Genomic DNA, 12124 nt, shown 5'->3' with positions numbered 1-12124 from the left:
CCTTCTACGCATTGCCACCTCGGCCAATGAGCGCCATAACTTCTGCGCGCTCGACCGGGTTGCTCAGCACCCCTCGCGACGCAAGAGTGACCGTTGAGCTGGACGTCTGTCGCGAACCTCGGGCAGAAACGCACCCGTGAACCGCATCGATGACAACGAGAACGCCTCGCGGAGAAAGGCCATCGTCAATGGCATCAGCGATCTCCTCGGTGAGCCGCTCTTGAAGTTGCGCTCGCGCGGAAATTGTCTCGACAACTCTGGCTAAATTGCCGAGGCCGATGATCCGCTCATCCGGAACATAGGCCAGATGGGCTACCCCCAGAAACGGCAGCAAGTGGTGCTCGCACATCGACCGAAACTCGATATCGCGCAGAACAACAAGCTCACCAGTCTGATCAGCATTGGCGGTGAACTCGATGCTGTCGGAGAGATGTTCCCGAGCGTCGACATCGTTGCCAGCGAAGAACTCGGCATAAGCCTGAGCGACCCGGCGCGGTGTGGCCGTGAGGCCAGCTCGCGCCGGGTCTTCGCCAACGGCATCCAAAATTTCGGCTACCGCAGCCTCAATGCGTGCGATGTCGATCGACATGGTCTGACTAGGCCGTCGCGATGCCCGGCGACTTGCGTGGCCGTGGCTTACGTTCCGGCTGCGACGGGGTGCTGTCGTCGCCCTCGACTGCTTCGGTGGCCTCAGTGCGTTTCTGGGGAACCTCGATCGGAGGCAGTTGCGAAACGGGGCGTGCATCACTCGAGAGCCACTGTGGGCGTTCCGGCAGCTTGGCCATACCCGTGAAGATCTTCTCAAGCTCGTTGTGGTCGAGGGTCTCTTTTTCGAGCAATTCAAGTGCCAGCTTGTCGAGTACGTCGCGGTTCTCGTTCAGCATCTGCCAGGCCTCGTCGTGGGCTTGGTCGATCAGCACGCGAACTTCTTCGTCGATGATCTTGGCCAACTCGTCGGAATATTCGCGGGTGGCACCCATGTCGCGACCCATGAACGGTTCGCTCGATCCGGTGCCCAGCTTGACGGAACCAATTCTGGCGCTCATGCCATATTCGGTGACCATTCGACGCGCAATCGATGTTGCCTTTTCGATGTCGTTGGATGCGCCGGTCGTCGGGTCGTGGAAGACGATTTCTTCGGCAACGCGGCCACCCATCGCGTAAGCGAGCTGATCAAGCAACTCGTTGCGTGTAACGGAGTACTTGTCTTCGAGGGGCATCACCATCGTGTAGCCGAGGGCGCGACCGCGAGGAAGAATCGTGATCTTGGTGACGGGGTCAGTGTTGCGCATCGAGGCAGCAGCCACCGCATGACCACCCTCGTGGTAGGCGGTAATGAGCTTCTCTTTGTCGTTCATGAGACGCGAACGACGCTGCGGGCCAGCCATCACGCGGTCTACGGCCTCGTCGAGGGCACGGTTGTCGATGAGCTGTGCGTTCGAGCGCGCCGTCAACAGTGCTGCTTCGTTAAGAACGTTGGCGAGGTCTGCACCGGTGAAACCAGGAGTCTTGCGAGCAAGCACCTCAAGGTCAACGCTTTCGGCCATGGGCTTGCCCTTGCCGTGCACTTCGAGGATCTGCTTGCGGCCCTGCATGTCAGGAGCATCAACACCGATCTGGCGGTCAAAGCGACCGGGGCGAAGAAGCGCAGGGTCAAGAACGTCTGGGCGGTTAGTCGCGGCAATCAAGATGACGTTGGCGTTCACATCGAAGCCATCCATCTCGACCAGCAACTGGTTGAGGGTCTGTTCGCGCTCATCGTTACCGCCACCGATTCCGGCACCACGGTGACGACCGACAGCATCGATCTCGTCGATGAAGATGATCGCGGGAGCATTTTGCTTGGCCTGCTCGAAGAGGTCACGAACGCGGCTTGCACCAACACCCACGAACATTTCTACGAAGTCAGAACCAGAGATTGTGTAGAACGGCACGCCGGCTTCACCAGCGGTTGCCTTAGCAAGCAGTGTTTTACCGGTTCCGGGAGGGCCGTACAGCAGTACGCCCTTCGGGATGCGAGCGCCAACAGCTAAGAACTTGGCCGGCTCCTTCAGGAAGTCTTTGATTTCTTCCAACTCTTCGATGGCTTCGTCAGCACCGGCGACATCCGCAAAGGTTGCCTGTGGGGTGTCTTTGCCCACGAGCTTGGCCTTGGACTTGCCGAACTGCATGACCTTGCCGCCGCCGCCCTGCATGCGGCTGAAGATGAAGAAGAAGATGACACCGATGATGAGGAACGGGAGCATGATCGACAGGAACGAGACGAAGAAGTTCTCTTGCGGAACTTGGTCGTTGAACTTGTTAACGTCTGCACCGTTGATCGCAGAAACGATCTCCGTGCCGCGGGGTGCAACGTAGTAGAACTGCACCTTCTTGCCGTTGTCGCCAGCGGCCTTCGAGAGTTCAAGGTCAACACGCTGCTCGCCATCGATGATGGTGGCGGACGTGACCGTCGACCCCTCAAGCAGGCTAAGACCCTCTTGGGTCGTCACCTCTTTGTAGCCCTCCCCAAGCAGGAGGGTTGCGGCGATAGAAACTGCAGCGATACCGATGATGATGTACGGAACCGGGCCGCGAAAAATGCGCTTAAAATCCATGATGTTCCGGGTCAGGGACCCAGTACCTCTCTCTGAAGAAACGTGCTGCAAGGTTACCGTTACTGCGCTGCAAGACGACTGCGTGTTTTCCCTCGGCGTAATGCGCGTTGTTTAGCGATCTCAACTCCCTCACCTCAGTGATGGATGCTGCGAGCGCCGCTGCCGTCTGGCCTAGTGATTTTCTGTGCTCACAGCGAAGGTTTGAACTCGCGGGGGAAGCTCAGGGCTCATCAAGACGTGGCACTTGATTCGCCCCCGTTCGCCTTCGATCGTCCAATTGGTGACCGCCGGGGTATCGCTGAGGGTGCGGGGCAGTTCGGTTAGCGGAGCATCCGTGAGCGGCCCTACCTCGGCAATCGCTTTCGCGATGTCAGCGATGCGTTCCTCGTAGGGAACGTCGAGCGCCAGGTTCACCGCCGCGACAGCTTCGGCACTTGGCGTATCCCACTGGCGAACGAGGCCGTCGAACACCTCGCGCGCGGCAAGAGTTTCGGGCCACGCTGGTGCCGGCGTCGTCAGCTCGCCGTAGCTGTTGAGTGCAGCTTGCAACGCCTGAGTTGCTGGAATCGAGGATGCCGCAAAGGTGCCATTCTCAAACGCCACAATGCCGAGGCCGGTTGGCGCATGCCAGCGCATATGCGCACTGAAACCCGGGTAGCCGCCCGAATGCGAGACGATCTTCGTCGTGCCCTCATCGACAAACAGTCCGTAGCCGTAGCCGTGAGCTGTCGGCTCCGTGAACTCGGCAACCTTCGACATGTTTCCCGGCACTGCGCGCTGAATCTGCTGCAGTTCACGACGGCTGGCGGCAGACAACGGTCCGTCTGAGGTGTCCTCTGGATCGAGGGCGCCAGCGAGCCACAGCGACCAGCGCACCAGATCGGTCGCGGTCGAAAATAGGCCACCCATGGCCGAAAACACCCCGGGCAGAGTGAACGGCTGAACCTGCCACGCGCCATTGGCTAGCCGGTAACCGAGGGCGACATCCGCATCCGGATCTTCATCGAAACGGGTCGAGGTGAGGCCAAGCGGTTCGAGAATCTCCGCGGTCATCGCCTCGAGGTAGCTGCGACCCGTCACTTCAGCAATCACTTCGTTGAGCAGCGCGTACCCGAGGTTCGAATACTCAAATCGAGTGCCCGGCGTTGTGGAATAGCGGATGCCCGTTGCCACGAACTCGTCGAGCTCGGCCCGAGTCATCTCCTCCATGCGGTCGCCCCACGGGTTATCGGTGGGGAACCCGGCCGACATCGTCATGAGCTGGCGCACACTCGGCGTGACGGGAGCAGCTTCGGGCGCGAGCGGCCGGAACGCGGGCACAAAGTCAGTGATCGGTGCATCAAGGTCGAGCTGCCCACGGTCGCGCAGCATCAGTAACATCGTGCATGTGAAGCTCTTGGTGCACGACGCGATGCGGAACACGGTGTCGCGATCGGGAGCGGTGCCCTCGCCGAGAATTTTCTCGCCGTAGCCACCCTCCAGCACGATGCCATCCGGCCCAAAGACCGCGAAAAACGTGCCGGGAGTTTTCTGCTCGGTCACCCGATTCTCAAACAGTCCAACGATCTCGTTGGTCGCCTGATCGATTGCTGCCTTCGCCCTCATTCAGCGAGCCCTAGGCGTAGACGTGAGGAGCGAGCACTGCGACGCCGCGCAGGTTGCGGTACTTCTCGGCGTAGTCGAGGCCGTAGCCGATCACGAACGCGTTGGGGATGTCGAAACCGACGTACTTGACGTCTACCTCGACCTTGGCGGCATCCGGCTTACGCAGCAGGGTGCAGATCTCCACGGAGGCAGCACCGCGGCTGCGCAGGTTGCCGAGCAACCATGAAAGCGTCAGACCGGAGTCGATGATGTCCTCAACGATGAGCACCTTGCGGCCCTCAAGGTCGCTGTCGAGGTCTTTGAGGATGCGAACGACACCCGAAGACTGCGTGCCGGCGCCATACGAGGAGACGGCCATCCAGTCCATCTCGATGGGCAGGTTGAGTTCACGTGCGAGGTCAGCCATCACCATGACAGCACCGCGCAGCACACCAACCAGCAGCAGCTTCTCGCCGGCATAGTCGGCCTCGATCTGACGCGCCATCACGGCGATCTTCTCGTGGATCTCTTCCTGGGTCAGAAGGACCTCGCTGAGGTCTCCTTCGACATCGCTAAACTGCATCGCGTTCCTCACTGTGGGCCGAAAAGTGGAGAAGATTCTCTCGTCGTTCAACCCTAACGCCGGGAACATGGATCGGTCCCTGCCCTCTCCAGTCGGTGACGAGTCTTGCGATCTCCAGAGTGTGGGTGCGGCTGAGCGAAACGTGGAACTCGCTGGCCACCGCCAACCTAATCAAACGCTGGCGAAGAGCGGCCGGATTCGCAGCGAGCGCGCCAACCGGCAACGAGATTCCTGCCTCCGAAATATCGGCCAAATCTTCCGCCATTTCTTCGGCAAAATGGTCGAGAGCTTCGGCATCTTCGCGAGCTTGGTCGGCCGTGCGCACTAAAGCGTCGCGGATGCCAGGGCCGAGTTCCTTTTCCAGCAACGGCAAAACAGTCTGTCGAACCCGCACTCGCGTGTACGAGGTATCGAGGTTGTGGGGGTCATTCCACGCCGCAATCCCGGAGTCTGTGCAGAACTGCACGGTCGTGCTTCGCGGCACTGCCAAGAGCGGCCGCAAGTATTGGCCAGTGTCGACCGCCATGCCCTTGAGACTGCCGGCGCCACTGCCGCGGGCAAGGCCAAGCAGCACCGTTTCTGCCTGATCGTCGAGGGTGTGGCCCAGCAGCACACGGATCGCGCCATGCTCGGCGGCGGCTGCGGCGAGCGCCGCGTAACGCACGTCCCTGGCGGCAGACTCTGGCCCTCCGGCGTCGCCGACGAGAACCGAGCGGATGTCGACGGGGTCAAGCCCGAGGTCGCGGGCCTGTTGGGCTGCGGCGGCTGCGACATCCGCAGACCCGTCTTGAAGGTTGTGATTCACGATCACGGCACCGGCTCGCATGCCCATCTTGGACGCTTCGAAGGCCGTTGCGGCCGCAAGTGCGAGAGAGTCAGGACCGCCGCTGAGGGCAACAAGCACGAGCGGCTCTGCGCTTGCACCTGAGCCAGATCCTGCATCGTTTTTCGCAACCGAGACAGCGCTGGCAGCAGGCAACGAGGTAAGCGCAGTGCGCACAGCACGCCGCACGTCAGCAATTGCGGGAGTAAGACGGGGGCGCCGTTCGGAGTGCATCCAGTAACGTTATTGCAGCAACCCCACAATTTTCTTAGGAGCAGCTACATGGCCGCATACGACGTTGTCGTTGAGATTCCGCGCGGAAGCCGGAACAAGTACGAAATTGACCACGAAACTGGTCGCGTTTTTCTGGACCGTTTTCTTTTCACGACGTTCGCCTACCCCACCGACTACGGCTTCTTCGAGAACACTCTCGGCCTCGACGGTGACCCCGTAGACGCATTGATCCTGCTCGACGCCCCCACCTTCCCCGGTGTTGGCATCTCGGTGCGCCCCGTTGCTGTGCTCAACATGAGCGACGACGGCGGCATCGACTCGAAGGTCATTTGCGTTCAGGCGAAGGACCCACGCTGGTCGCACATCCAGGACCTCAACGATGTTCCTGAGTTCACTCGCAAAGAGATCGAGCACTTCTTCGAGCACTACAAAGACCTTGAGCCCGGCAAGTGGGTCAAGATCGACGGCTGGGGCGACGCAGCAGAAGCCGAAGCGATCGTTGTCGCTGGCTTCGAGAAGCTCAAGGCCGAAGGCCACTAAAGCCTCTGCGCGGTCCCAGAGTTGCCGGTGAATAGTCGGACCGATTTTTCCTTTTTCGATCAAACTCGGAAGAGTTGAGCTGTGAGTTAGTAATGGTCCCCTTAGCGAGCCGTAAATCGGGCTCGCTAGGCCATAAATAGCCCCGCGCGCAACGGCCTCGCCTGCTTTGCCTGCACCTGCTCTGACGCCCCAACAGCTCGCTTCATCACCGGAGGGAGTGCAGCGTTCCCGGCAGGTTATGGTGTTGCGAAGCCACCTTGTCGAATACGGAAGAGTGCAAAAAACGCACTTCTCACGCCGTTTAGCGGAAAGCAGGATCCACTGATGAGCAATTCTGGATACGAGCTCAGTGAGCTGATGGACATCGCACAATCAGCAGCCAAAATTGGGGGTTCGCTCCTACTCGACAAGATTCATGACGTCCTCGAGATCACGACCAAAGGTGAAGCCGGAAACATTGTGACCGACGTTGACCTTGCCGCGGAAGTCGCTATCCGTAGTGAGATCGTGCGCCGCAGGCCGTTTGATGCCATCACCGGTGAAGAGTTGGAAGACCGCGGCGCAACACGCTCTCCGATCCGCTGGTCGATAGACCCCATGGACGGAACCACAAACTATGCGCGAGGGAATCCGTACTTCTGCACGTCGATCGCCGCGATAGATACGGAAACTAACACGTGGCTTGTCGGCGTGGTCAACGCGCCGGCACTAAACCGACTGTACTTCGCAACGCGGGGTGGCGGCGCGTGGCTCACTACGACGGAGGGCACTCGGCAGTTACACGGTCCGTCTGAGCGTCCCGGAACCAGACTTCTCGGTTTGGGCTTCTCCTACTCACGCGAAGTTAGGGAAACCCAGTTCGCCATGATCCCGGAACTGATGTCGGGGTTCAGCGATATCCGAAGTTTGGGCTCGGCTGCCCTCGGCCTCTGCGAGGTCGCTGACGGTCGGCTAGACGCATTCGTGGAAACAGATCTATACGAGTTCGATTGGGCTGCCGGTGCCGTTATCGCTGAAGAATCAGGAGTGACCGTTGAACGCCCCTCCGGTATGCGCGGCGGCATTCGCACCGCACTCGAGAACGTGCGCACAAGGCCTGCGGCTACTCGTTAGCCGAGGCGAATGCCCTGGTTCGACATGAACGAGACCGGGTCAGTGGTGTTCCATCCACCGGGGCGAACCTCGAAGTGAAGGTGGCAGCCGGTGGAATTTCCGGTGGAACCAACGCGTGCGATCTTCGTACCAACAGCCACATTCTGGCCGTACGAGACAAGGATGCCGCCAGCAACGATGTGGCCGTAGGCGGTGCGTAGACCATTGGCGTGCTCGATGATGATGTAGTTGCCGTAGCCACCGTTCCAGCCGTAACCCGCATAGACAACGGTTCCACTCGACGCGGCGTAGATGCTCGAATTGCAACTAGAGCCGAGGTCAACACCCTTGTGGAAGCTAGAACCATAGTTGGCGCTGTTTCCGTACACGGCGGTGATGTACCCACCGGCGGGGCGAACCCATCCGCTCAGACTGATCTCACCCGCATCGATGTTGGGAACCTGAGCCGCTGCCTCCGCTGCGGCCTGCTGGGCCGCCCGAATCTTCTCACGCTCGCGGACACCAGCAAGGTAGCTCGTCTCAGTCGCTTCGCGCGCAGACGTCAGAGCGGCCAGCTGAGCATCGAACTCAATCTTGCGCTCCTGCTGTTCCACTAAGGCGGCGGCAGCGGCTTGTGACGCCTCCTGAGCCTCAACGAAGGCCTTCTCGGCGGCGATCTTGAGCACTTCAAGTTCGGCACGGGCAACTTCGGCGGCATCGCTCAGCGACTGCGCCGTGTTGCGGGCCTGAACTGCACGATCGAATAGTGCGGACGTCTGCTGGGAAATCTTTGACGACATGCCCAAGTTGTAGAGCAGGGCATCTGCGTCTTGCGAGTTAGCGAGAAGGTTCGTGGTCACATCGCCACCGCCAGCACGTACGAGGCGCGAAGCAAGCTCACTGATGCGCTTCTCTGCTTCGTCAGCTTCGATGCTTGCGGCATCCGCTTGCTGTTGCAAAGTTTCGGTTTGAGCTGCCTTGGCCTGGTACTTAGTGTCGGCCTCTTGCCAGATGTTGCCCTTGTTTTCGGCATCTTTCTGGGCTGCGATCGCTTGAGCTTCGAATTCGACAAGTGCGGCCTTGATGCGCGCAACGACAACTTTCGTGGCCGCTTCATTGTTGCGGGCATCAGTGACGTCACTCCAGGTTGGGTAGTCGTCGGCGAATGCTGCCTGAATGCTGCCGTTGTAGAGAGTGACGCCGACAACAAGGCTGAGCGCAGCGGTAAAGCCGACAACTCGAAAAGTTAGTGAGCGAAGCGTGAGCTTTGCTGCGGTCCCCCGACGCGCATGCGTGACGTTCATTGTTCCCCTAAACCGTTGTTGAGCGCCGACCAATGGCCATTAGTCACACGAATAACATTGACCACACTAACAACATGCGGCCCAAAAGTCTCAACCATTTAATGAACGTAGTATCTGAAGCGCTCAGAGTCAGGTACATTTAAGCCTGTTGGGAAAAAGCGTTTCACGAAATACCAAATAGGTTTGCTTCTCAGTTTGGTAAATCACGAAACGCACCGTATGCTTTTCCCTCGGTAGCTAAGAAGTTCTGTGACTTCGAGGCCCCATCGTTTAGTGGCCTAGGACACCGCCCTTTCACGGCGGCAGCACGGGTTCGAATCCCGTTGGGGTCACCAGACACACCACAGAATTTAATAGCTAGGCCCTGTAGCGCAGTTGGTTAGCGCGCCGCCCTGTCACGGCGGAGGTCGCCGGTTCAAGTCCGGTCAGGGTCGCAAACAGAAAGCCTCTTCGCAAGGAGGGGCTTTTTCTGTAGTAGGGGGAAACCCCTACGAGTAAGAGGCAACTCTTACGGCTCTGTAGCTCAGTTGGTAGAGCGCACGACTGAAAATTGTGAGGTCACGGGATCGACGCCCGTCGGAGCCACTTGACCCTTTCCCGGGCTTCTACTGGGCGAGGGTCATTTTTTTGCCCTCACGTATCGGGAGCGCTCTGCAGCAGCCCGAGGGTGAGCAGCGTGGAAACATCATCAGATAGACACCACTGCTCTGCGATTCTTCCGTTTTCGATGCGATAGATCGATATTTCATCGAGCTCTATCTTCTTGCCTGTTGCCTCGACCCCGCATATCGGCCCAGATGCATACCGGTCGACGTGTACCGCGTGACGACGCGATCGTCACCGACGATCAGGTCCAACACCGATTCGTGCCAATCCGGAAAAGCTGACTTGATCCCTTCGATGGCCTCGCGGACGCCCTCGAGCCCGCGGCTCTCGTTCACGAGGAAGCCTTTCGGCCAGTGCACAACGAAGTCGGGCCCGAAAACATCAGCGATTAGACCATAATCTCCGGTATTTCAGATGTGATGAAGCTTCTCGACGAACTCCTGATTGTCCGTTATGGCAACGCTTTAGAGCCCAGGGTGCAGCGAACGGCACGACCACAGAGTATCTCCGCGCTCATTCGGTGTGCTGCGGCGCTGTCGCGCGTTCGCGCCGTCACCCCGTCACGCAGTCGCGCAGTTGCGCAGTCACCCCGTCGCACGGTCACGGCCGTCACGCGGTCCCGGCCGTCACGCGGTCCCGGCCGTCACGCGGTCCCGGCCGTCACGCGGTCACGGCCGTCACCCCGTCACACCGTCACGCGGTCCCGGCCGTCACGGAAATTCAGGAGATCGCGCAATCGGCGCGCGACAAAGCCTGGGATGCCAAGGCTGTTTGTGTTGCGCCCGCCGATTCTCCTGAGTTTCCGAGGAGGCAATCGCGAAAGGTGCAGCAAGAGCACGAAACTGACCTGCCTTGCCAACGCAACACCTCCGCATCCTCTGCCGCCTCCGCCGGGACCGGGAATGGGAATGAGACTGAGACCGAGACTGAGACTGAGACTGAGACTGAGACTGAGACTGAGACTGAGACTGAGACTGAGACTGAGTATCCTCAATTGCCATGGCAGCGAGACGCACTCCTTCGAACGCCACGACGAGACGAGACGAGACGGCAGGATGACGGCTATTTTCGAGTTTTTCGCCCTCATTTTCGGCACAGTTATCTATTGGGGCCCGATCAACCACCGAACGCGTGATCGCCGTCTCCTGGAAGAAAACAAAGTGATCTGTGCTCTTCGGGCGATCGATGGTCGCGTTCTCAACATCGGCACCGAATGGAGCAACGGTGTCTGCGAAATCACCGACCACCACCTGAAATTCGTTCCGACGATGGGAATTGTGGGCGAACGCAGAATTCCGGTGCTCAACCTCACGCCAATTGCTGAGGAACCACACTTCGGGACTACCCCAGCCTGGGCAGACTCCGCGCATTTTGTTCTTTCTACGCATGATGGCGACTTGGCCTGGGCATTCCCGAAGTACATCGCCAACGACATTGTGGCGCGCCTTCTGCCCGACTTGAAGCCGGCCCAAAAAGCATGACAAGCCGCACCACCCCAGCGAACAGCTGATCCGCGCCTGAGGCGCTCTCGCACCAAGTCAACCCCCGATTCCCGACGGTCGAGACGAGACGGGTTGATTCTGCGCATGGCGACCAGGAGCGGAACAAGTCTTCACGAAGAAACTGCCATCGCTCTGCCCGACCACGGGCGCGATGAGCACGGTACTGAGCCATCCAGCACAGGAATAAGCTGGAGCGGTGGATGATTCAACGAACTCGAGCTGCGGAGACAACTGCACCTGCACGCCCCAGCGAAGCGCAACTGCGCCCCTCGGGATGCCGCTCTCAGCACCGACCACGTCGTCCGCGACTGCGTCATCCGAAGCGACCGCGGCAAGAGCAAAAGCAACAGCAACGACGCCGATCACGCCCGGATCTGGTGACCACATCATCGAGCAAGCGGCTATCCCCGCAGGCACCTTCGTGATGGGCGATTCCTCGGGCGACCGCAACGAAGCCGATGGCGAAGTGCCGCAACATCCGGTCTCGCTCGACGCTTTCTCGATCGACGTCACGAGCGTCACCAACGACGACTTTGTCCGTTTCGCGGAGGCCACCGGCTACCTCACCGAGGCTGAAACTTTTGGCTACTCTGCGGTGTTCCACCTCGCCGCCGACGCACCGGACGAAGACATTGTGGGGCAAGCGGCGGGCGCACCCTGGTGGTTCGGCGTCACTGGCGCCGACTGGAAGCACCCCGGCGGGCGCAACACCTCCGTCGAAGAGTTGGGCGATCATCCGGTGACCCACATCAGCTTCAACGATGCCGAAGCGTACTGCGCTTGGGCTGGCCGACGGCTGCCGACAGAAGCCGAGTGGGAGCTCGCCTCCCGCGGCGGTATCGACCAAGCCAAGTACCCGTGGGGTGATGACGAAATGGATGCCGGGGGCTGGCGCACCAACATTTTTCAGGGCGACTTTCCCCGCACCAACACCCTCGACGACGGATATCTCACCACCGCGCCTGTGCGCAGCTTCGAGCCCAACGGCTACGGACTTTTCCAAACTGTTGGCAATATTTGGGAGTGGTGCGCCGACTGGTATGACCCGAACTTCTACGCAACGCTCCCGGTCGACTCCCCCACGGAGAACCCGACGGGCCCTGCCGCTGGAACCGTGCGGGTGCTGCGCGGCGGCAGCTACCTGTGTCACATCTCGTACTGCAACCGGTACCGCAACTCGGCCCGCTCGCAGAACACACCAGACTCATCGATGGGTAACGCGGGGTTCCGCACCGTCTCGCTGTAATCATCCAGGTGCG

10 protein-coding genes, 3 tRNA genes and 1 pseudogene are annotated in these 12124 nt (G+C 59.9%); 7 read left to right on the top strand and 7 right to left on the bottom strand.

Annotation, left to right across the window (positions count from 1 at the left end; genetic code table 11):
- Positions 1-4: 4 nt before the first annotated feature.
- The 5 genes from folE to tilS form a co-directional block, all read right to left on the bottom strand.
- Positions 5-589: a GTP cyclohydrolase I FolE gene (folE, locus tag FFT87_RS04245; RefSeq protein ID WP_219950113.1), complete on the bottom strand. Its 585-nt coding sequence runs from the start codon at positions 587-589 to the stop codon at positions 5-7.
- Between the two features lie 7 nt (positions 590-596).
- Positions 597-2597 carry an ATP-dependent zinc metalloprotease FtsH gene (ftsH, locus tag FFT87_RS04240; RefSeq protein ID WP_219950112.1) on the bottom strand — a complete coding sequence of 667 codons (2001 nt, stop codon included), beginning with the start codon at positions 2595-2597 and terminating at the stop codon, positions 597-599.
- A gap of 171 nt (positions 2598-2768) precedes the next feature.
- A complete protein-coding gene (locus FFT87_RS04235) occupies positions 2769-4202 on the bottom strand; it encodes a serine hydrolase (protein WP_219950111.1) in 1434 nt (477 codons plus the stop codon).
- 10 nt (positions 4203-4212) lie between these two features.
- Positions 4213-4764, bottom strand: a complete 552-nt coding sequence (gene hpt, locus FFT87_RS04230; RefSeq protein WP_197109408.1) for a hypoxanthine phosphoribosyltransferase — start codon at positions 4762-4764, stop codon at positions 4213-4215.
- Positions 4754-5821 carry a tRNA lysidine(34) synthetase TilS gene (gene tilS, locus FFT87_RS04225; protein WP_219950110.1) on the bottom strand — a complete coding sequence of 356 codons (1068 nt, stop codon included), beginning with the start codon at positions 5819-5821 and terminating at the stop codon, positions 4754-4756. Before tilS ends, hpt begins: the two co-directional genes overlap by 11 nt.
- A gap of 48 nt (positions 5822-5869) precedes the next feature.
- Between tilS and FFT87_RS04220 the strand changes: the two genes are divergently transcribed.
- The gene (locus FFT87_RS04220) at positions 5870-6361 is read left to right on the top strand and encodes an inorganic diphosphatase (RefSeq protein WP_219950109.1); all 492 of its coding nucleotides are present in this window, start codon (positions 5870-5872) and stop codon (positions 6359-6361) included.
- A gap of 324 nt (positions 6362-6685) precedes the next feature.
- Positions 6686-7474 (top strand): inositol monophosphatase family protein, encoded by a 789-nt coding sequence (locus FFT87_RS04215; protein WP_219950108.1) that lies wholly within the window; start codon positions 6686-6688, stop codon positions 7472-7474.
- Here the strand turns inward: FFT87_RS04215 and FFT87_RS04210 are convergent.
- A complete protein-coding gene (locus tag FFT87_RS04210) occupies positions 7471-8757 on the bottom strand; it encodes a M23 family metallopeptidase (RefSeq protein WP_219950107.1) in 1287 nt (428 codons plus the stop codon). The two genes, FFT87_RS04215 and FFT87_RS04210, sit on opposite strands and share 4 nt — an antisense overlap.
- Before the next feature lie 259 nt (positions 8758-9016).
- Between FFT87_RS04210 and FFT87_RS04205 the strand changes: the two genes are divergently transcribed.
- The 3 genes from FFT87_RS04205 (at position 9017) to FFT87_RS04195 (ending at position 9342) form a co-directional block, all read left to right on the top strand.
- Positions 9017-9092: transfer RNA gene (locus FFT87_RS04205), tRNA-Glu, on the top strand.
- A 25-nt stretch (positions 9093-9117) separates the two neighbouring features.
- Positions 9118-9191, top strand: a tRNA-Asp gene (locus FFT87_RS04200).
- Between the two features lie 78 nt (positions 9192-9269).
- Positions 9270-9342, top strand: a tRNA-Phe gene (locus FFT87_RS04195).
- A gap of 48 nt (positions 9343-9390) precedes the next feature.
- Here FFT87_RS04195 and FFT87_RS14745 read toward each other — a convergent pair.
- Positions 9391-9722 (bottom strand): annotated as a pseudogene (locus tag FFT87_RS14745) (ester cyclase).
- Between the two features lie 696 nt (positions 9723-10418).
- On the opposite strand from FFT87_RS14745, the gene FFT87_RS04180 reads away from it, so the two are divergent.
- Together FFT87_RS04180 and FFT87_RS04175 are read left to right on the top strand one after the other, a co-directional pair.
- A complete protein-coding gene (locus tag FFT87_RS04180; RefSeq protein ID WP_219950106.1) occupies positions 10419-10844 on the top strand; it encodes a hypothetical protein in 426 nt (141 codons plus the stop codon).
- A 217-nt stretch (positions 10845-11061) separates the two neighbouring features.
- Entirely contained in the window at positions 11062-12111 is a 1050-nt protein-coding gene (locus FFT87_RS04175; RefSeq protein ID WP_370628568.1) for a formylglycine-generating enzyme family protein, read from the top strand.
- Positions 12112-12124 lie beyond the last annotated feature (13 nt).

It is taken from the genome of Salinibacterium sp. M195, assembly GCF_019443965.1.
Taxonomy (GTDB): Bacteria; Actinomycetota; Actinomycetes; order Actinomycetales; family Microbacteriaceae; genus Rhodoglobus.
This window is presented reverse-complemented; position numbering and strand designations above follow the sequence as displayed.